The organism is Fusobacterium sp., assembly GCF_032477075.1.
Classification (GTDB): Bacteria; Fusobacteriota; Fusobacteriia; order Fusobacteriales; family Fusobacteriaceae; genus Fusobacterium_A.
Genome location: NZ_JAWDXO010000017.1, coordinates 36345 through 58083, shown reverse-complemented (window position 1 = coordinate 58083; position 21739 = coordinate 36345). Strand labels below are relative to the sequence as shown.

At 29.3% G+C, this 21739-nt stretch carries 21 protein-coding genes; 8 read left to right on the top strand and 13 right to left on the bottom strand.

Annotated features, from left to right (window positions below; genetic code table 11):
• Nucleotides 1-94: 94 nt before the first annotated feature.
• The 5 genes from E6771_RS08760 to nhaC form a co-directional block, all read right to left on the bottom strand.
• Nucleotides 95-253 (bottom strand): hypothetical protein, encoded by a 159-nt coding sequence (locus tag E6771_RS08760; RefSeq protein WP_316090897.1) that lies wholly within the window; start codon nucleotides 251-253, stop codon nucleotides 95-97.
• Nucleotides 254-638: 385 nt separating this feature from the next.
• Nucleotides 639-1865 carry a BTAD domain-containing putative transcriptional regulator gene (locus E6771_RS08755; protein ID WP_316090895.1) on the bottom strand — a complete coding sequence of 409 codons (1227 nt, stop codon included), beginning with the start codon at nucleotides 1863-1865 and terminating at the stop codon, nucleotides 639-641.
• A gap of 5 nt (nucleotides 1866-1870) precedes the next feature.
• Nucleotides 1871-3418 (bottom strand): amidohydrolase, encoded by a 1548-nt coding sequence (locus tag E6771_RS08750; RefSeq protein ID WP_316090893.1) that lies wholly within the window; start codon nucleotides 3416-3418, stop codon nucleotides 1871-1873.
• Between the two features lie 137 nt (nucleotides 3419-3555).
• Complete coding sequence (locus tag E6771_RS08745) at nucleotides 3556-4749, bottom strand: M20 family metallopeptidase (protein ID WP_316090892.1); 1194 nt, start codon at nucleotides 4747-4749, stop codon at nucleotides 3556-3558.
• 16 nt (nucleotides 4750-4765) lie between these two features.
• Nucleotides 4766-6154: a Na+/H+ antiporter NhaC gene (gene nhaC / locus E6771_RS08740; RefSeq protein WP_316090891.1), complete on the bottom strand. Its 1389-nt coding sequence runs from the start codon at nucleotides 6152-6154 to the stop codon at nucleotides 4766-4768.
• Between the two features lie 394 nt (nucleotides 6155-6548).
• Between nhaC and E6771_RS08735 the strand changes: the two genes are divergently transcribed.
• The 3 genes from E6771_RS08735 to E6771_RS08725 all read left to right on the top strand — a co-directional run bounded on the left by E6771_RS08735 (nucleotide 6549) and on the right by E6771_RS08725 (nucleotide 9640).
• Nucleotides 6549-8258 carry a DUF6138 family protein gene (locus E6771_RS08735; RefSeq protein WP_316090890.1) on the top strand — a complete coding sequence of 570 codons (1710 nt, stop codon included), beginning with the start codon at nucleotides 6549-6551 and terminating at the stop codon, nucleotides 8256-8258.
• Nucleotides 8259-8282: 24 nt separating this feature from the next.
• Nucleotides 8283-8900: a hypothetical protein gene (locus E6771_RS08730; protein WP_316090889.1), complete on the top strand. Its 618-nt coding sequence runs from the start codon at nucleotides 8283-8285 to the stop codon at nucleotides 8898-8900.
• A 272-nt stretch (nucleotides 8901-9172) separates the two neighbouring features.
• Nucleotides 9173-9640 carry a hypothetical protein gene (locus E6771_RS08725; RefSeq protein ID WP_316090888.1) on the top strand — a complete coding sequence of 156 codons (468 nt, stop codon included), beginning with the start codon at nucleotides 9173-9175 and terminating at the stop codon, nucleotides 9638-9640.
• A gap of 143 nt (nucleotides 9641-9783) precedes the next feature.
• Here the strand turns inward: E6771_RS08725 and E6771_RS08720 are convergent, their stop codons facing one another.
• Both E6771_RS08720 and E6771_RS08715 read right to left on the bottom strand, forming a co-directional pair.
• Nucleotides 9784-10854, bottom strand: coding sequence for a M42 family metallopeptidase (locus tag E6771_RS08720; protein ID WP_316090887.1), 1071 nt, complete (start codon nucleotides 10852-10854; stop codon nucleotides 9784-9786).
• A gap of 31 nt (nucleotides 10855-10885) precedes the next feature.
• Complete coding sequence (locus tag E6771_RS08715; protein WP_316090886.1) at nucleotides 10886-12412, bottom strand: ABC transporter substrate-binding protein; 1527 nt, start codon at nucleotides 12410-12412, stop codon at nucleotides 10886-10888.
• A 194-nt stretch (nucleotides 12413-12606) separates the two neighbouring features.
• Here E6771_RS08715 and E6771_RS08710 point away from each other — a divergent pair, with 194 nt between their 5' ends.
• The 5 genes from E6771_RS08710 (at nucleotide 12607) to E6771_RS08690 (ending at nucleotide 15620) form a co-directional block, all read left to right on the top strand.
• On the top strand, nucleotides 12607-13659 hold the full coding sequence (locus tag E6771_RS08710; RefSeq protein WP_316090885.1) for an aldose epimerase family protein: 1053 nt from the start codon (nucleotides 12607-12609) through the stop codon (nucleotides 13657-13659).
• A 15-nt stretch (nucleotides 13660-13674) separates the two neighbouring features.
• The gene (locus E6771_RS08705) at nucleotides 13675-13950 is read left to right on the top strand and encodes a hypothetical protein (RefSeq protein WP_316090884.1); all 276 of its coding nucleotides are present in this window, start codon (nucleotides 13675-13677) and stop codon (nucleotides 13948-13950) included.
• Nucleotides 13950-14552 carry a lysine exporter LysO family protein gene (locus tag E6771_RS08700; protein WP_316090883.1) on the top strand — a complete coding sequence of 201 codons (603 nt, stop codon included), beginning with the start codon at nucleotides 13950-13952 and terminating at the stop codon, nucleotides 14550-14552. The genes E6771_RS08705 and E6771_RS08700 overlap by 1 nt, the downstream gene beginning before the upstream one ends.
• Nucleotides 14553-14788: 236 nt before the next feature.
• Nucleotides 14789-15049: a hypothetical protein gene (locus E6771_RS08695; protein WP_316090882.1), complete on the top strand. Its 261-nt coding sequence runs from the start codon at nucleotides 14789-14791 to the stop codon at nucleotides 15047-15049.
• 25 nt (nucleotides 15050-15074) lie between these two features.
• Entirely contained in the window at nucleotides 15075-15620 is a 546-nt protein-coding gene (locus E6771_RS08690) for a DJ-1 family glyoxalase III (protein ID WP_316090881.1), read from the top strand.
• 228 nt (nucleotides 15621-15848) lie between these two features.
• Here the strand turns inward: E6771_RS08690 and E6771_RS08685 are convergent, their stop codons facing one another.
• The 6 genes from E6771_RS08685 to E6771_RS08660 form a co-directional block, all read right to left on the bottom strand.
• The gene (locus tag E6771_RS08685) at nucleotides 15849-17012 is read right to left on the bottom strand and encodes an iron-containing alcohol dehydrogenase (protein ID WP_316090880.1); all 1164 of its coding nucleotides are present in this window, start codon (nucleotides 17010-17012) and stop codon (nucleotides 15849-15851) included.
• A 32-nt stretch (nucleotides 17013-17044) separates the two neighbouring features.
• On the bottom strand, nucleotides 17045-17458 hold the full coding sequence (locus E6771_RS08680; RefSeq protein WP_316090879.1) for a MerR family transcriptional regulator: 414 nt from the start codon (nucleotides 17456-17458) through the stop codon (nucleotides 17045-17047).
• Nucleotides 17459-17599: 141 nt separating this feature from the next.
• Entirely contained in the window at nucleotides 17600-18292 is a 693-nt protein-coding gene (locus E6771_RS08675) for an LrgB family protein (RefSeq protein WP_316090878.1), read from the bottom strand.
• Nucleotides 18273-18638, bottom strand: coding sequence for a CidA/LrgA family protein (locus tag E6771_RS08670; RefSeq protein WP_316090877.1), 366 nt, complete (start codon nucleotides 18636-18638; stop codon nucleotides 18273-18275). Before E6771_RS08670 ends, E6771_RS08675 begins: the two co-directional genes overlap by 20 nt.
• Nucleotides 18639-18810: 172 nt before the next feature.
• Entirely contained in the window at nucleotides 18811-20292 is a 1482-nt protein-coding gene (gene lysS, locus E6771_RS08665; RefSeq protein ID WP_316090876.1) for a lysine--tRNA ligase, read from the bottom strand.
• 28 nt (nucleotides 20293-20320) lie between these two features.
• Entirely contained in the window at nucleotides 20321-21733 is a 1413-nt protein-coding gene (locus E6771_RS08660) for a tetratricopeptide repeat protein (RefSeq protein WP_316090875.1), read from the bottom strand.
• Nucleotides 21734-21739 lie beyond the last annotated feature (6 nt).

Sequence of the window (21739 nt, the reverse complement as noted above, 5' to 3'; positions counted from 1 at the left end):
ATAAAGAGCTCTATTTTTAAGATGTCAATTTTAAGATGCTTTTTTACACACAAATATTATATCTTGACTTTTATAATCTTAAAGGTTATAATCGTTAATGTTGGAAGTTGGGAGAGTTCGCCTTTATCCATATAAGTATACTGTAAATTTTTTTTACAGTTTTAAAGAATACTTTTGCTGTATATTTTAATTCTTGCACTGCTTCATCAGCTGTTCCTCCATTTTTTTTATTTTTCCACTTTAAAAAGTTCATTATTCTCATCACAGTTCCTAAAAAAATACTGTGATTTATTTTAATATTAAAGCTATTTTTTTATCAAAAATTTCCTACCATAACAAAAAATCACCAACAAGGTAAATTTACCTCATGGGTGATGATTTTTTTACTAAAATATTTTTTTATTTATATAGATTTAGTCTGGAGTTCCAATAGCTCATTATTTTACAACAGATAGATAGTTTAAATTCCACTTATGTGGATTTAGTCCCCTTGTTAGGTTTTTCATCTTTATTTTTCAATACTTTCTCTGCTGGTTTTTGTCTATCTCTCTTTATTTTCTATTTTTTCCTTTAACTTTATTTTAGTTCAAAACTATCAATTTACAACAGCTTCTACTTTTTTTTAAACAATCTATTATTTAATTTTTATGTACAGTTATATACTTTTCTATAAATGATAATTCCTCACAATTTAATGTATTTGTAAGATAGATATTCCCTTCAACTTTATTAGAAAACACTAGATATTTAAAAAAATCAAAGGAGATTTTATCTATAAAATGAAAATTTCTTATTACAAGGAACAGTTCATTTCCTTCAGAAAAAATATTCAAAAGTTTTATAAAAGAATTAAATAATCTTATTTTATAAACTTCATTATCAGGATAATAAGAATTATCTTGAATTTCTGCTTCTGAATTAATATAAGATATCTCTTTTAAAAGAACCTTATCCTTTATCTCCATATTTTTTATAATAATATCTGATAATTCATATAGAAAACTATATTCTATTCTACTGGGAAAACACTCTACAGTAAGAATCTTTTTTTCCTCTTCTTCTCTTAAAAATATATTTATTTTATGAGACTTTACATTTTTAGGTACAGAAGACTCTTTAATTGTTTCTTTCCACTCTAATAAAAATTCTGTTGGAGATATATTTAATTCTTCTCTAAAGATATTTATACATTTATTATAATAAAGCAAAGCATTTTTTTTGTCATTAAGGGCAAGAAACCCTTTAATTATCTGGATATAATTTTCCTCATTATAAGGATTTAAATTAATTAATTCTTTTAATATTTTTATAGAATCATTATGCATCTTATTTAATTGGTAATATTCTAACAAAATTTTTATCATAGTAATATAAATTTTTTGAAATTCTTCTCTTTTATTGTATACCCAGTCATTAAATTCAAAACATTCCTTTATATATATTCCATCAAGAAAAAGTTCTCTATATTTTTCCTTTTCTAAAATTATATTTTCTATTGTATATACACCAGATTTCAATTCTTTCTCAATCTTTAGTAAATTATCTATATCTAGTTCAATATCTATTTTAGAATTTATATAAAGTTCTTTTCCTACAGAATCAATTAATTTTTCCAATGACTGATTTTTTATAATTTTATTGATAGACCATAAATTATATCGTAAATTATATTTTGCAGAACTGTCCTGACTGTTTCCCCATAAAAAATATACTATTTTATTTCTTTTATGCCTTATTTCTCTATAAAAAGATAAATATGCCAAGAGAGCTATTGATTTCCCACTTAAAAGAGGAGTTATATTTGTATCATTAAAAAATATCTGAGTATTCCCTAATAGTTTTAATTTCAGTTTATCCAATGTCATACACCTCAGAAATTATCATATATTATGTTCCCATCTTTTATAGTCATCTTCACTTTTGCATCTTTTATATCTTTTTTATCTATCTGAAAAATATTTCTGTCTATTACTACCATATCAGCAATTTTACCATTCTTAATACTTCCTTTCTCATTTTCTTCAAAGGAAGCATAAGCAGCATTGACAGTAAACATATTTACAGCTTCCAACACGGAAACACTGCTTTTATTTTTTGGATGATTAACAGCACTATGTATTCCCAATATAGGATTTATTTCACATACATCACTGTCTGATCCTCCTATTATAATAATACCTTCATCCACTATTTTTTTAAATCTATTTGAATTATCTGAATAACTTTTTACAAGTCTTTTCTCATAAAGTCCATTTTTTTGACCAAATACAGTTTCAAAAATAGGCTGCATAGATAATATTATATTCAATTTCTTTACTTTTTTTATTTGTGCATCAGTAGCTAGTTCAAAATGTTCTATTCTATTTCGGAAAGACCTTCTATTTTTTTTCTTTTGTGCAAATTCTATAGCATTTAATGCTTGTTCAATAGCTCTGTCACCTATAGCATGAAAAGCTATCTGAATATCATTTTTTACTGCTTCTTCAGCAAAGGCATTTAATTCATGCTGATTATAATATAACTTTCCAAAATTATCCTTTTCTCTTTTATATGACTTGGAAATAGCAGCAGTTTTAGATGCAAAAGATCCATCTATAAAAATATCCCCTCCCAATCTTTTCAAATCATGAGTATAAGCTTTAGTTATATCAATAGTCTGAAAAAAAAGAAGAATATCCTGTTCAAATTTATCTTTATTTTTCAAAATAAATTCAGCATCTCTATTATTAAAACTATAACCCCCTTCCATAGCATGAATAGTAGTTACTCCATTATAACTGGCTGTACAAAGAGCCTTTTCAACTGCTTTTTCTCTCATTCTGTCATCTATTTTCTGTGATATTCTATTCTTTACAAAGGCTCCAGCTTTTCCACTTAATATTCCTAATGGAAGATTTCTCTCATCTCTTGGCATTCCCTCTATATCATAAGGAAGATTCAGCTGTAATAAAGCCATTGAATTTATAACACTAGTATGATATTCAATACTATTCAACCATACAGGGTTATTAGGAACAATCTTATCTAATTCTTTTCTAGTAGGATACCTATTCTCTTTTATATTACTGATATTAAATCTTACTCCCTGTACTAATTCTCCTTCTTTAAGAGTATCTGCTTTCTTTTTTATCAATTCCAATACTTCCATTATAGTAGATGCTTCACTTAAATCTACTCCAAAAAGTATATTTATTCCTGTCTGTACTAAATGAACATGACAATCATAAAACCCTGGAAGAACTGTTTTTCCTTTTAAATTAACAGATTTTTTTGTAAGTTTCAATAGAGATTTATATTCATCACTACATCCAGTTTTATAGATTTTTCCATCTTTTACAGCTACCCAGTTGTATATTTTGTTCTCCATAGAATAAATAGTTCCATTGTATAAAAGCAGAGAGATATCTTTTTTCTCCATATACTAACCACCTTTTCTTTTTTCTCTATTATATCATATACAATAATACTTTCATGAAAAAGCTATGAAAAAACTGTCAATTTATATTTTCATTTTCTATTGAAATCAAGTTCTAAATTTCTAAATAGCTATAAATATTATTTTGGTATAGCTAAATATTTAACAAGAAAATCATAAAGAACTTCTACTGTTTCATAAAAACTTTTTATATCTACTGCTTCATCGCTCCCATGAAAATTATCTCCTGATGCTCCATATATAATAACAGGAATATTCAGTTTAGAGGCTATAGAATTAAAATCCCCAATACTTGAAAAATATTTTATCTCTGCTTCCTTAGAAGTTATTTTTTTTATAGAATCTTTTAAGATTTCTATTTCTAATAATTTTTCATCTACAACATATGGCATAAATCCATCTGCATTTTCAAGCGGAGCTTCACGGAATATTACTTCATATCGCCCTTTTAATCCACATCTTATAGCAGCTTCATCTATCTCTTTTTTTATAGTATTTTTGTTTTCTCCACGTACTATATGTCTGAATATTTTTACTTCTGCATTATCAGGAACTGAGCAGGCTGCTCCCCCCCCTTCTATTTCAATTACACAATGGCTTGAATGTCCAAGTTTTTCATCATACACTGGAATAGCTTTACTGAGTTCAACAATAAGTTTTCCTGCTTCATCTACAGCATTTATCCCATATTCAGGAGTTGCAGCATGACTTGATTTTCCATATATTTTAATGCTGTATCCATAACCTCCCCTTGCACCTAGACATATGACAGGTTCTTTCATACGAAGAAAACCACTGCTTGGTTCTGTCACTATTGCTATATCACTTTCATTTATTAAGCCATCATTCAGAATAAAATTTGTTCCCAGTCCATATGGTCCTTCTTCATCAGAAACAAAAGAATATATTATTTTTCCTTTAAAATTCATTATATTTTTTTTAAATTCTCTAAGTGCTATCATAGCAGCAGCACACCCTGATTTCATATCAAGTGCTCCTAATCCATAGAGTTTTCCATCTTCTTCAAGGGGGATATAGGGATTTTTACTCCAGCCAGTGCACTCTTCTACAGTATCAAGGTGTCCATTTATGAGAAGTACAGGTCCTTCTTCACTCCCTTTCATCTCTCCTATTATATTTATCCCGCTAAAATCAGTTACTTTATTATCTGTATAATAATGATATGAAATATTCATATCATTATTCTTAAACCAATCATAACAATACTCCATTATTTCTTTTTCATGAAAATAATTGCTTTTTATACTTATTAATTTTTTTAATAAATCAAGACTTTCTTTTCTATTTACCATTCTAAATACCACCTTATTATTTTTCTGTTTTAAAAATAAATTTATTTGTCCAACCATAAACTATTGTAATAAGTGGCGCCAGAAAAGCAAGGAATGTATATGGAGCATATTCAAATGTACTTACACCTAATGCTCCTGTAAAAAACAAACCGCATAATCCCCAAGGTACCAAAGGAGATGTCACAGTAGCACTGTCTTCACAAACTCTTGAACATACAGATGGCTGAATTCCCTTTTCTTTATAACTTGGAGCTAACATTCTTCCTGAAAATATAATTGCCATATGCTGACTTGCTGAAAAAAAGTTTATAGCTATTGCCATAAGTACATGGGTAGTAATAAGTCCTCCTGTACTTTTTGTAATTCCTTTTAATCTGCCAAGAAGTACATCTAATATATATGTTTTTTCAAATAATCCTCCTAAACTCAATGCTATCAAACCAAGTGAAGTTGTCCACATCATACTCTGCATTCCACCTCTTGAAAGAAGTCTGTCTACCTCCCCTATTCCTGTTTTAGATACAAAGCCGAAATCCATAGCATTCATTATCTCTCCTATTCCATATCCCCCAAATGTTATAGCAAAAAATCCTCCTAACAAACCAGCTATTGCCATTACTGCTAACCCATTTACTTTTTTTACAGCTAATATTATTACAATTACCATTGGTAAAAATGCTATTGGACTTATAAAATAATTTTCTTTTAATCCTGTTGTTATTAAATCTATCTGTGAGGAATCAATATCTCCACTAAATTTCATACCAAGAAAAAAATATAAAATAAGAGAAATAATTATAGCTGGTCCTGTGCTGTACATCATACTTTTAATATGATCAAATAAATCAGCTTCTGCTACTGCTGCTGCTAAGTTTGTAGAGTCAGACATTGGTGACATCTTATCTCCAAATATTGCTCCAGAAATAACTGCTCCTGCTGTCATAGCTGGTGGAATATTCAGTCCCATACCTATACCCATAAATGCTACTCCTACTGTTGCTCCTGTAGTCCATGAACTTCCTGTAGATAGTGAAGCAATACAGCAAATAAGACAAACTGTAAATAGGAATATTTTGGGATTTAAAATTTTTAGTCCATAATAAATAATTGATGGAATTGTTCCTGCTGGTATCCATGCTGCCACAACTACTCCCACTAATATTAAAATAAGTGCTGGTATCATAGCTAAATTAGCTCCATGCATTATTCCTGCCTGAATATCCTCCCAAGTAAAACCTGAAATAAATGCAACAATTACTGTTACTACTGTTACCCCAAGAAGTGTAATATGTGCTATATCATTGTTTTTGATTATAAATATTTGTGCTGCCATTGCAAATATCAAAAATAAGAACACAAACATAGCTGCAAAAAAACTTGGTCTCTTTTCAATTTTTTTATTCATTTTCTAAACCTCCACATTTTATGATAGCACAATAATATAATATGATAGTATTATATAGTGTTTTATTTATTGTTTTATTGTAAAAATTATTGATAAATTTTCAAATTTATTTTTCAAAAATAAAACATAAAAAAAATTTATTTATAAAGTACTATCTCTATATAGCATTTTTTATTATAAATCATTTTAACTTTGTTTAATAAATAAAAAAAAATTATAAAAGAATTAAAATTATCTTTCTTCCTAATTTTATGTTGATTTTGGCAACTACAAAGCGCGTAATTGAACATTTAGCTTTCTTGTATGCAATCACAGATTATGATAAAAGGTAGTAGTATATCCCCAATTATACACTATACATCTTTGGGAAGAAAAAATATTGGAGAGTGATCAAATGGAAGGTAAGGTAAAAGCAGTAACAGACAAAATGATTGAAATCTTTGAACTTCATGAAAAAGAAATCAGAGAAGCAATTGAGAAAAAAGAAACATTACCAAAGGATAAATTTATGCCCGGCTGGTCTAAAGGAATTCATTTTTCTTGGTATCATTATAAAGCTCAGCCTGAATACAATACTCAAGAAAGTAATGAAATTACATGTTTTTTTGAATTTAATGGAATTCATGTATCCCATCACAGAATGAAAGAGCAAACTGATATAGATTTAAAATTTTTGACAAGTGAAATATTTAAAAATGATATAGTTCCTACAATACAGAAGTGGCTGCAAAATAAAGTAGATAATGAATCTTATGGAGGATTGTACAATGCTACCTTTGGAATCACTGTGACATTAAGTGTTTCTCGTGACCCTCTTCCTACAGATGCTCCACATATGCAGGGACAGGTATGGGAACAAGCCAGAATAACAGCTAGAGATGAAAAACGTCTAAATAAACGTAAGGAATTAATATATAACTTTATAAAAAATGAAGAATATAAAACTGCTGATATCACTGAAATAGATAATTCTCTAGTTCCAATATGCTCTGTGGCTGTACAAGATTTTCTTGAAGAATTTGGCAAAGACTATCTTAAAGAGTTTTTTACTGCTCTTGTTGAACAAGCCAAAAAAGCTAGATTCAGCAGTACTATGACTGATCTAATTTATGGTTTTGCCAATGGAGCTGCCATACTTACTCAGGTAAATGAAAATCATACTCCTAATGATGAAGAACTGGCTCTTGCCTGCTGGTTATCTATGATGATGCTGATACATGGAACTGATAAATATGAAAAACAATATGGGCGAGATTATCTGAAAAAAGCTGGTGAACTGGGCTATAAAGAGGCTAAAAATATATTAAAATTTGGAACAGGGCAGATTCCAGCTGATACTGTACAATATAAAGATAAATATGTAACTTGCCTAGGAAATGACATTGATAAAGTAATAGATTTGAAAATAAAAGAAGAGTGTGAAGAAGCATATAAAGCTATGATTGAATTTATTATTCGTCTAATTAAAGCTGGATTCCCTAATGAATACAGCATAAAATTTAATTCTAAAATAAAAGAATTTCTTCCTATTCCTGACTTAAAAAAGACAAAAGCAAATATATTCTGGAATAACTGTGCCAAGTATCCAGCACTTTACCCATTGATGAAAGAATATGTGCATACTATAATGGATTCATATGATTATTATAGTGATGCAGACAGTGAGGAAGCTGTTCCAGTTGGAGGATATGCTGTATTTGCTCTGGGGCTGGCTGACATTTCAAATGGTGATATAGTACAGGAATTTATGGAACAAAATGATTCTGAACACTCTATTAGTCCAAGCTGGTTTGTAGGAGAGTATATAGATAAATTCGGCATAACTTCTGAGAATATTCCTGTAGTTATTGCTTGTTTAATTAATTCAAATAATCATGGTTATAAGGGAAGTAATTTTGATGGATTAAATAATCCTGATATTTTAAGTAAATTTGTAGAAGAACTGGAAAATAGTGAAATCAGCAGTTATTCTATATATGAAATTATAGAAAGCATATGGGGTGGTGAAGATGAGTTAAAAGAAGCTATAGATGAAGCCAGTAAAGTGAATCAACAATATCTTCAAAAAATTCTAACTTTATCTGAGGATAATGAAGAAGAATAGAAAACTATAAAGGGGAAAAATTTTATGAAAAATATGATAAAATACTTGTCTTTATTTCTAGTATGGGGAATCTTTCTAGGTATAGAAATAATCTTTGCTGTTCTTTTCTATAAAGAAGCTACTAGATTCCCTGTAGAACTTGTTGGTCCATCAAGACGAGAAGATGCAATTCTTGCTGTTATTATTATTACAATAGTAGTTTTTCTTGCCTGTCTTGTATGGTTTTTTGCATGGAAAGCTATATGGAAAAATCAAGATATTTTTGAATCTCTTCTTACTGCTGAAGAAAAAGAAAATCTTTCTCTTAATTTTGCTGTTTATTCGCTTCCTTTATTGCTTCGTGAGAATCTTCTTATAATAAACAGGGGATTCTCACTTGAAAAATTAAATACCAATTTAGTAATATGGATACATACACATGAAGTATTTCGAAAATATAAAAATGCTTTAATGATATATTTTTATAAAAATGATGGTAAAAAGGTAAAAGTGATGTTAGAGCCTAATAAAATTTCTTTGTTTCAAACTCTCTTAAAAAAAATACTTATTAATAATCCTCAAATTAAAGTAACCAAAGGATTTCTTTCAAAAGAATACAAAAAGCAAAGAGAAATATATAAAGATTCAACTAGATATAATTAATTGAAAGTTAGTTATTTATAAGGAGGTATTTGTGAAAACACTTTTAATAGTTTTATCCTCTGCAACTGTTTTTATTATTTTAGTTATAGGTATATTTTTTATTTATAAACAGTATAAATATGATGATGACAAAAAAGATTATGATATGTAAAAAAAATTTATAAAAGTAAAATTTTTTATATTTAATTAAAATCATAATTGTCAGAATAAATGTTTTATAAAAAAATGTTACTATATTTATAGTTTACAAAATTTATTTATGGAGGTATGATATGGAGATTATGGAAAAATATGGTGAAAAATCAATTAATGAATTAGGAAAACTTTTTTTTGAAGTAGGAAATAAGCATTTAGTTCCTGAACTTACAAAGCATATAAAGCTTGCTTTGAAAAAATTTAAAGAAATGCAGGATGAAGATGACGAGTTGAATGAAATGATTATCATTGCTGATGTTGATGAGAAACTTTTTGCATTTGCCACTGGAGATGGAAGTGAGTTGAACAGTAAAGAAGATGAAAATGTTTTTTACATAGCAAAAAGTGAAAATTTTAATGAATGTATGGAACTATTAAAACATATATGTTTTGGAAATCATCCAGAGGGGTATCTTTCATTAGATGGAGAAGTATATCATTGGATTGGAGATGCTATGCCTAAGATTGATAAAAATATGTCAGTAACTATTTATGGGGGATATTATTATGGAGAGACTGAAGTTGATCCATTTTGGGAATCTTAAATTTTAATTAAAAATTTTTTAATCCTAGATATTATATAATATCTGATATTTTGGGATCATTTTAATGGAAAAATATTTATTTGAAGCTGATTAGTTAAATAAAAAGTCACCCACAAGATAAATTTATCTCATGGGTGATTTTTTTAAAATGATTTTATTACATCTTTATTCAGTTCTTTTATTACTTCTACAGCTAATGATATAGCTGCTGTTAAATCATCTATTGAGGCATATGAATAATGAGTATGAATATATCTTGTAGGAATTCCCAGCACAAGTACAGGAATACCAGTTTCAGAAATATGATACTTTCCTCCATTAGTTGACCCTTTTTCTCTTGCTATTATTTGGTATTTTATTCCCTTTTTATCAGCTATATCTCTTGCAAACTTTAATACTCTTGGATTAGATATCATAGCTCCATCTACAACTCTCAGCTGAACACCTTTTTTTAATGCTCCATGAGAAGCTGTTCCCTCTTTAAAACTATCATCAGCAGGTGATCCTTCAAATACTATTGCAAAATCAGGTTTTACTCTGTAAGCAGCTACCTGTGCTCCTCTCAGTCCAACTTCTTCCTGTGATGCAAATGCTCCTACTACATTGACATTTTTTATTCCACTATTCTTAACAGCTTTCAATACTTCAATTGAAGCTGCACATCCAAGTCTGTTATCAAAAGCTTTTGCTCTCATTATACCTATTTTTTCATCATATACAAAACTTACATCTGGAACAATTGAATTTCCCACTTCTATTCCATAGAGTTCAACAGTTTCTTCATAACTGCTTGTTCCTATATCAATAGTAAGTTCCGACATTTTTGGAAGTCTGCTTTTCTCTTCTTCAGTCATAAAGTGAGGGGGTTTAGATGTAACTACTCCTCTGATATATTCTCCCTTATTGTTTTTAATAACAACAGCACTGGCGGGAATATTCCCTATATACCATCCACCTAAAGTAAGAAAACTTATAGAACCATTTCTATTGATATTTTCCACTATAAATCCTACTTCATCAGTGTGACAATCTAATGCTACTGTTGGTATATTTAAATCTCTTTCTTTGAGTCCCATAAATAGATTATTTATTGAATCTCTTTCTGAGCTTAGAAAATTTACCTCTTTTTTTATTTTTTCTATGACCTCATCTTCAAATCCAGGAGCTCCAAAAGTATTTGTCAGTTCCTCAATCATATTAATAAGTTCTTTCATTTGATTATGCCTCCATCTTTACTCTGCTGATTTATTTTTTAAAACTTAATTCATCAAAATTGATATAGCTTGTTGCTTTTACTCCTTCTATTCCCTTTACAGCAGCTACTGTATTGTTAGAATAGTACATAGGAATAACTGGCACATCATCATAAACTATTTCTGCAACCTGCTTGTATAATTCTTTTCTCTTATTTTGATCTACTTCTTTTTTAGCCTCATCCAATAATTTATCCATTTCTGGATTTACATATTGTGATCTGTTTCCAGCTCCACCTAATTGTGAACTATGAAAATTAGGATAGAATCCATAGTCTCCATCATATGTAGATGGTCCCCATCCAAGTGTAAACATATCTAGATCTCCTCTACCTGTTGCAGCTAAGAAAGCTCCCCATTCTAAAGATTCTATAGACACTTCTATTCCTACTTCTTTTAATTGAGCCTGAATTATTTCACACATCTGCATTCTTACAGGGCTGTTACTTACTCCAAGACTTAATTTAGTTCCTGTTAATCCTTTTTCCTGAATTATTCTTTTAGCTTCTTCTGGATTATATTCTAAAACTTTTGATTCTGGGCTGTATCCGAATGTTCCTGGAGCTATAAAACTATTAGCTTTATCTACTGTTCCCATCATGATACTATTAATAATATCATCTCTATTTATTGCCATTGCTATTGCTCTTCTTACATCTCTATCTTTTAAAACACCTTTATCTGTATTTATTCCTACATAATTTACAGATATTCCACTTGATTCAAGATAATTTATTTTATCTTTATTATCTAAAACTATTTTTCTTGATTCTGCACCTAGGTCAGCAGTCATATCAATCTCACCAGTTTCAAGTCCAATAACTCTGCTGTTTTCTTCTGGAACTGCTCTTATAACTATATATTTTATTGCTGGTTCTCCTTTGAAGTATTCAGAAAATGCTTCTAAAGTTATTCTATCTCCTATTTTCCAGTCTTTATATTTATAAGGACCAGTTCCTACAGGATTTTCAAAATATTTATTCCCTTTTTCAGTATAATATTTTTCACTTATTATTGAAGCAGTTTTATGGCTTAAATGAGCTAACAATGGAGCAAAAGGCTCACTTGTTATAACTTTTACTGTATTATCATCTACAACTTCTATATTGCTTATTAATTTGTATAAGTGAGCTACTTTTGGTAAACTTTTAGCTCTTTCAATAGTAAACTTAACATCATTTGCTGTAAGTTTTTCTCCATTATGAAATTTTACATTTTCATTAAGATGAAACAAAAGAGTATTCTCATCTATTCTTTCCCAGCTTTTTGCCAGTCCAGGTACTATTTCTCCTGTCATTTCATCCACTTCTACAAGTCTGTCATAAAGTACATTTATTATCCTTTGAGAATATTGTTCTGTTGTATCTTGTGGATCTAAAGTTTTACATTCAGATATTTGGGCAAATACTAATGTATCCTTTGGTGCAGACGCTGGTTTTTCAGCTGTCTTACTTCCCCCACAACTAACCAATAAAAAAGATAATAAACAAGATAGTAATATTAAAATTTTTTTCTTCATTAAATCTCCCTCCGTATAATATTTTTCCCTTGTCTTTTATATATACCACATTTTTTCAATAATAAAAATATTATATTTATATGTATACGATTTATTTTATTTACTGTATTATTTCTAAAATCCTTTACTTTTACTTTTTATCTCTATCTTTTATTGTTATTTTATGTTAGAATAATGCTCAGAGGTGAGAACAAATGGAATTAACAGTTAGAAATTGGGGCAAAACAAAATTTGATGAAACAGTGAAATTATATACTCTTAAAAATGATTTTTTAGAAGTTGAAATTCTTAATTATGGAGGAATTATAAGGAAAATTTCTTTTCCAGATAAAAATGGAAAGATTGAAAATATAGTCTTAAATTTAAATAATATAACTGATTATGAAGAAAGATCTCCTTATTTTGGAGCTGTAGTGGGAAGAAATGCTGGAAGAATATCCAATGCTGAGCTAAAAATAGGGAATACTGCATATAAGCTTAATGCTAACAATGGAAAAAATAATATCCATGGGGGAATAAATAATTTCAGTCACAAAATATGGGCTTCTAAAGAGATAAAAGGAGATGACTTTGTTGGTCTGGAACTTACACTTAACAGTTGTCATTTAGAAGAAGGATTTCCAGGAAATATTTCTGTTGCTGTAAAATATATATTAAAAAATAATGAACTATCTATTGAATATTATGGAACTACAGATAGAGAAACATATATGAATCTTACTAATCATTCATATTTTAATCTGAGTGGAGATTTTAAAAGAGATATATCTGATGAATATCTAAAACTTAACTCAGATGCTTTTATTGCTGTAGATGAAGCTACTCTCCCAGTAAAAATATCTGAAGTAAAAGGAACTCCTTTTGATTTCCATGAGTTTTCTCTGCTTCAAACTTCCCTTGATTCTGATGATGTTCAAATCAAGATTGTAAATAATGGACTGGATCATCCTTTTATTTTAAATCAAAATAAAAAGATTCCTGCAGCTGAACTTAAAGATGATGTTTCTGGAAGAATATTAAAAGTCTTTACTGATCAGCCAGCAGTTGTTATATACAGTGGAAATTATCTGCATGAAGTAGGAAAACTTTCAAATGGTTCAGATTGCAAAAAACATATGGGTATCTGTTTTGAAACTCAGGATTATCCTGATATTTTAAATTTTCTTCCAGAAAAAAGCAAGATATATTCACCAACAGATCCTTATATCCAAAAAACTATTTTTAAATTTTTAATAAATAAAAATTAATAAAGGGGGAATTTTATGCATGACATCATATTGTATATTCTCATAATCTCTGTTGGTTATTTTATAACTAAAAAAGGATGGATTCCTAAGATTATTGACAGGAAAGTTGGACTTCTTCAAACTTTATCTTTATTTTTCCTGCTTGGAGTAATGGGTTATAAAATTGGTTCAGATGATAAAATTATTGCCAACTTTCATATATTAGGATTGGAGTCTATTATTGTGGCTGCATGTGCAGTATTGGGCAGTATACTTCTGACTCATATTTTTTACAAAGGAGGAGATAAGTAATGCTTGGAATAGCTTTATCTGTTATTATAGGAGGTCTTCTTGGATTTTTCTGTAAAAGTTCCCTTGTACTAGCTCATGCTGATAACCTTATTAAGTTTGGATTATGTCTTCTTTTATTTTTTGTTGGAATAGATATAGGAAAAAATCAAAGTGTATTTGAGCAGTTGAAAACTTTAAATAAAAAAGTCCTGTTACTGCCTTTTATTACAATAATTGGTTCTTTACTTGGAGGAGTTCTCGCTTCTTTCATTACTACTCTTTCTTTAGGAGAAGGAATAGCTGTAAGTTCTGGTATGGGATGGTATTCATTTTCCGCTATAGAACTTTCTAAAATAAATGCTCAATTAGGTGGAACTGCCTTTCTTTCAAATGTATTCAGAGAGCTTTTAGCAATATTTACAATACCATTCATAGCTGCTAAAATTGGATCATTTCAATCAGTATCATCTGCTGGAGCTACTGCAATGGATTCTGTACTTCCTGTTATAAACAGAAGTAATCCTCCTGACATATCTATAATAGCTTTTTATTCAGGCCTTGTCATAACAATAATTGTTCCTATTCTAGTGCCAGCTGTTGTAGCAATATTCAATTTGAGTTAAAATTTTTAAAACGATTATTTTTGTAATCGTTTTTTTATTTTAATGGTATAATATAAACATAAGAATTTATTTCATAAATATATTATTTCATCTAGAATATTAATGATTTAAAAACTTAAACATATTTTTTATCAATGAGTTCTCCATTGCATAAAAATTGACATTTTCAGTAAGAAATGTTAAGATAATTTTGTTATCTTATACAAATTTAATATATAAAAGAGGTGAAAAAAATTATGTCTATAATTGAAAACTGGGAAGAGCAGCTGTATGACTCTACTTTTGACACTGTATATGAAGCTCTCATTGAAGAATATAAAAGAGGAGATTTTACTATTGAAGAACTAGATAGAAATATTGCTGAACAGCAGCAAATTCTTCTCAATGCTTTCTTTGAAGGAGAGACTAAATCTATATATTGTAATGCAGTAGTGGATGCTCATCAATTTGTTCGTTCATTGATCACTCAGGGAAAATTAACTGTAGAAAATTTATAATTAAATATATCAAGGAGGTTCCATTATGAAAAAAGTTTATATTCTATTAGCAGATGGTTTTGAACTCATTGAAGCTTTAACTCCTGTTGATGTTTTGCGAAGAGGGGGAGTAGATGTTAAAACTGTTTCTATTACTTCTGAAAAAAATGTTATGTCAGGTCAAGAAGTATTAGTCAAAGCTGATACTACTCTAAAAGAAACTGATTTAAAAGATGGAGATATGCTTGTGCTCCCAGGGGGAAATCCTGGATATATCAATCTTGGAAATTCCAATGAAGTAGTAGAACTTATCAAATTTTATATAGATAATAAAAAATTTGTAGGTGCTATATGTGGAGCTCCTTCAATTTTAGGAAATCATAATATTGCTCTTGGAAAAAGGGTAACATGCCATACTTCTTTAAAAGAACTTATGAAAAACCATCAATATGAAGAAAAAAATATTGTCAGAGATGATAAACTTATAACTGGTATGGGTGCCGGTCAATCTTTGGCTTTCGCTTTTGAATTAGCTGAAACTTTACTGGAACTAGATACTATTAATAAAATAAAAACTGGTATGGAATTATAAAAGTTATTCAATTTTAGCTATTTTCATATTTAATTGTAAAAAATTTTAATATTGACTTAAAATAGTAGATGAGGTATACTTAAATCGAGACTGACATAGTAAATTAGATTTCTGTAACCCCCAGAGTCTATTTTTAGTCTTTGTTTTTTTAACACTCCCCCGTGTTATAAAAAAAGCCCCTCATTCATTGAGGGGATTTTTTTATGTAAATATATTATCAATATAATTTTACCTTGCTAGTTTTAATATTTCAAATACATCATTTTCATATAATTTTTTAAAGTTTCCTTGTGGTCCTTTTTTACAGCATTTTTCTGCCATTTCTTTTAATCTTTCATCTGAAATATCCACTTCCTTTAAGTATACAGGAAGTCCTAAGCTATAATAAAATTCTTCAAGTTTTTGAATACCTTGTTTTACTACAAGTTCTTTATCTGTAAGTGTTATACTCACTCCAAATACACGAACTGCAAACTGCACAAATCTATCCATATTTTCATGGCAAACATACTTCATCCACGCAGGAAATACAATAGAAAGTCCTGCACCATGGGCTATATCATATATAGCACTGATTTCATGTTCTATTTGATGAGAACCCCAATCTCCAAGACGTCCTGTATTCAAAAGACTATTATGAGCTATTGTTCCAGCCCACATTATTTCAGCACGTACATCATAATTTTCTGGTTCTTTAATAGCAAGAGGTGCATAATCTATAACTGTTTTCATAGTTGCTTCTATCAATCTATCTGTAAAATCTACATGCTCTACTTGAGTAAAATAACGTTCCATGAGATGAGCCAATATATCTGAAGCTCCACAGGCAGTTTGATAGCTTGGAAGAGAAAATGTAAATTCTGGATTCATTATTGCAAACTTTGGAATCATTGAAACATTTCCACATGAACGTTTCAAAAGTCCTTCTTCTTTTGTAATAACACTTCCCATACTTGATTCACTTCCTGCTGCTGGTATAGTTAACACTACTCCTATCGGAAGAGCTTCATCAGGTCCAGCCTTTCTTTCATAAAAATCCCATACATCTCCATCATAATTTACCCCTGCTGCTATCCCTTTTGCAGTATCAATGGTGCTGCCTCCACCTACAGCCAGTATTGCTTCTAAATTATGTTCTCTGCATAACCTAATTCCCTCTTGTACCAATTGTAGCCTTGGATTAGGTTGTACTCCACCTAATTCTACAAAAGAGATATTTTCGACATTTAAGGCCTTTACAACAGTATCATATAATCCTATCCTCTTAATAGTTCCTCCACCATATACTAAAAGTATCCGGCTGCCTAATTTTTTCATTTCTTTTCCTACTTGATTTTCAGTTCCTTTTCCGAAAATAATTTTTGCTGGATTGTAAAAAGTAAAATTCTCCATTATGTATCTTCCTCCTTAATTGAAAAATATTATTATATGTTGCAGTTTTCTGGATAAAACTTTTTCTTTACATTTTTAGAACTCCCTGCTTTACAAGCAGCTTCATAATAATCTAATTTCTTATTGATTTTATTCAATTCTTTTTTTAATTCCTCTATTTTTTCTTCTACCATCTTTTTCTGCTTCAATACCATTTTTCTTCTTTCTTTGAGAGTAGAATCCCCTTTTATTGTACATTTAATAAATTTCCTTATTTCTTTAATTGGCATTCCTGTATTTTTCAGACAAGTGATGGTATTTATAGTTTCCATATCTTCATCATCATATACTCTTCTTCCAGCTTCATCTCTTTTAATAGATGTAAGAAGCTCTTCCTTTTCATAATATCTTAAAGTATATTCTGAAAGCCCAGTTTTTTCTGCTACTTTTTTTATACTGAGATTCATAAAAATTTCACCTTCTTTCCTTATATCTAGTATATACATTAGAGTATACTCTAAGTCAAGAGTAAAAATAAAAAAGATGATTTTCAATGTTATTTAAGCTCTAATACCCTTAACATATTTAATCATCTTTATACATTATTCTCAAACAAATATTCTTATGAGAGGTGCTATAACTATTGTAAGTATTCCTGCTATAACTATTGACAGAGCACTCATAGCCCCTTCTATTTCTCCCATTTCTATAGCTCTGCTTGTTCCCACAGCATGACTTGATATACCAATTCCTATACCTTTTGCTACAGGATGCTTTATTCTAAATATTGAAAGTATATAGGGAGCAGAGACATTTCCAGTTATTCCTGTTATTACTATTGCAAAAACTGTTATTGAAGGAATTCCTCCAAGCAAAGTAGAAAGCTCTATTCCTATAGGTGTCGTAATAGATTTAGGCATAAATGACAGTAAAAGCTGCTGATCTATTCCCATTAACTTTCCCAGTACTACTACAGAAACAATAGCAACAATTGAACCTACTATGCCTCCACCCATTATTGGAACAAAATTCTTTTTTAAAAGATCTATCTGCCTGAAAAGCGGAATAGCTAATACAACAGTAGCAGGTGCTAAAAAGAAAACTATAAAATTTCCACCCTGCATATAATTATTAACAGGTATCTTGAAAAAATTAAGAAAAAGTATAACTATAATAGTTCCTATGAGAAGAGGATTAAACAATGCCATCTTTGTTTTCTTAAATACCATCTTTCCTATTTCAAAAGCTACCAAACTTATTATCACTCCAAAAAATGGTGTACTAGTCAATATTTCTACCATATTTTCTCTCCTTTCTCTCTATGAGATACTGAACAGTTATCCCTGTTACTACCATTGTTAATAAAGTTGTAAAGACAAGTAAAAATATTATTTTTAACAATCCTGTCTTTAATAAATATAATGATTCAATCAATTTTACAGAAGGAGGCATAAAAAATATTGTCATGTTCAGCAGCAAAAAATCTCCTGCTCTTTCTATCTTTTCCAGTTTTAACACTTTAAAATAAAGCAGTGCAAAAAGCAAAAGCATTCCATTGATTGTTCCTGGAATTGGCAAATTAAAAACTTCTGTAAGAATAATCCCAATATAATTAATTATAAAAATAATTAAAAATTCTTGTATCATTTTCTTCCCTCCTACATTCTAAAAAAATATTTTAGCACATTTTGTTCTTAGTTGCAAAATAAAAAAATAATTTTTTCTTTTTATAAATCTTTAATACTAAAAAAATACACCTCATAGAATAAGCCAAGCCTACTCCTAAGGTGTACTTTAATATTTTTAGATAAAATTATAATTAATCTCTTGGTTTCATTTGAGGGAATAAAAGTACATCTCTGATAGAATCAGACTGAGTAAGAAGCATAATAAGTCTGTCAATACCGATTCCCATTCCGCCTGTAGGTGGTAATCCATATTCCAACGCTTCTACAAAATCATCATCTATTACAGGAGTAGCTTCATCATTTCCTCTTTCAGCTTCTTCCACTTGATCTTCAAATCTTCCTCTTTGATCAGCTGGATCTTGTAATTCAGAGAATGCATTTGCATATTCTCTTGCATCTATAAACAGCTCGAATCTGTCAGTGAATCTAGGATCTTCTTCATTTCTCTTAGCCAATGGAGAAATTTCTACTGGATGCCCAAATACAAATGTAGGCTGAATAATTTTTTCTTCACATTTTTCTTCAAAGAATTGGTTAACAACATGTCCTACACTATTCATGTGATCAGCAACTTCTACATGATGTTGTTTTGCAAGAGCTTTAGCTTCTTCAAAAGTCATATTTTGATCCCAGAAGTCTACTCCAGTAACTTCTTTTACTAAATCTACCATATGTACTCTTTTGAAATTTTCTAAAACTAGAGTTTTCCCATTATACTCAACAGTAGTAGTTCCTAGTACCTGTTTAGCAAGAGTTGTAATTATTTCTTCTGCTAAATCCATCATATCATTAAAATCAGCATAAGCTTGGTATAATTCAATCATTGTAAATTCAGGATTATGTCTTGTTGACATTCCTTCATTTCTAAAGTTTCTTCCCAGTTCATATACTCTTTCTAGTCCTCCAACTATCAATCTTTTTAAGTAAAGCTCAGGAGCTATTCTCATATATAGATCAACATTTAATGCATTGTGATGAGTAATAAATGGTTTTGCTGCTGCTCCTCCTAAAATCGGATGCATCAATGGAGTTTCAACTTCTAAAAATCCTTTATTATCAAGTATTGTTCTAATTCCTTTTATAATTTGAGTTCTTTTTATAAATGTATCTCTTACTTCTTTATTCATAATAAGATCTACATATCTTTTCCTGTATCTAGTTTCAACATCTGTCAATCCATGAAATTTTTCTGGTAAAGGTCTGATATTTTTAGATAATAACTGGATAGAAGTAACTCTCAAAGTCAGTTCTCCTGTATGAGTTATAAATAATTCTCCTTCTACTCCTACAATATCTCCTACCCCAATTTTATTTACCATTTCAAAAACTTTATCACCTAATTCATCTTTTCTCAGGTATAACTGAATTCTTCCAGTACGATCTTCTATATGAACAAATAAAGTTTTCCCTTTTCCTCTATAAGCCATTATTCTTCCAGCTGTTTTATATTTTAAATTTTCTTCAGGAGTATGAGTTAATATATCCTCCACCATGTACTTTTTATCAAACTTACTTCCAAAAGGCTTTACTCCTAATTCTTTTAATTCTTCTACTTTTTTCCATTTTTCCATAACTAAATTTTCTTTAGCTACTCTGTCAAAATATTTTTCCATGGTTCTTCTCCTTATAAATTTTTTGATTTTAATTTAATCTGAGCAGGTATATACTGCTTTTTGTACTCCATGATGACTTTGGAAATTTCTGTCTTACAAAAGTAAAATAATTTCTGCTTTCTTCTTTATTTCCAAGTTTATCATAAGTTATTCCCATATTATAGTATATTTCTGCCTTTTTGTCATCGCTTTTTTCTATATTAAGGGCTTTTTTATAATTATCAATAGCTTTTTGGTAATTTTCTAGCTGAAAATTGCTTTGTCCCATATAAAAATAAATATCTTTAGTTTCAGCATAGTCTTTATTTACACTTAAAGCTTTTTCAAAATGTACTAATGCCTCTACATAACTTCCTTGATTGAAACTATTTTCTCCATCACTTAAAAATGATCTAAACTGAGTATAATTTTTATTTTCAAGTTCTGCCATTGGATCTACTGTTCCTTCTTCAGTCTTTGCAAATATAGATTCCAATAATTCTGGAGCAATTCCTTCTATAGTTCCATTTATATACTGAGTTCCTCTGTTTATATCTCCATTTTTTAGATACCAATTACCTATAAAATCTGCTGTTTCCCTTGTAGGCTCATCTCTGAAATATTTTTCTAAAAACTCTATTTCCTCTCTGTTAGCTGAAGATTTTGCAAGTATTAATTTTCTTAATTCAGCATTAAGAATAGTATTTCCTGAATTATATTCCAGCAATACTGAATCAAGTTGAGAACCTGCACTTCCTATTCCTGCAAGCGTGTCAAGTATTGTCAGTTTATCTTGTTCATCTAAAGTTTTATATTTTTTCAAGAATTCAATTTCTTCTCTTACAACTTTAACATTTCCATCTTTTCCTGCCAGTTCCATTAACATAAAAGATATTTCCTTATCTCTAAAACTATCTGGAAAAGCCATTCTATGCAGAGCAACACTATCCTGTAATTGTTTTATATCATTCTTAGCATAATTTTTTAGAATTATATCATAATTATTCTGTTCCGTAAATCTATATTTCAATTTATTTGAAATTTTTATTCTTCTTGTTATTCCTCCCAAAGAATAAACATCTAAAGTAAATTCTCCTTGATATATACTTCTAAATACTAGATTTTTCCCCTTTATTCCTAATTCATAAGAAATATTCCTTGGATAAGACATCAGTTTAAAATTATCTTCTGATTTTAAAGGTATAAAAAGATAATCTCCTGCATATACTTCAAAAGTACTTCCAGAATAATTTTCTGAGTATTCCTTACTTTTTCCTTCTCTTAATGATCTTGAAACTTCATCTAATATACCAGAAGAATCATTCTCTGCTAAAATAATTGTTTCCTGTGTTAATGGTTGTTCTTCATTTCTCCCCCATATGCTTCCTGGATCTTTTATTTGAGGAAGTCCAGTACAGCTGTACATAGTAAGAAGAATTAATAAGTAACCTATTGCTTTCATTTTACC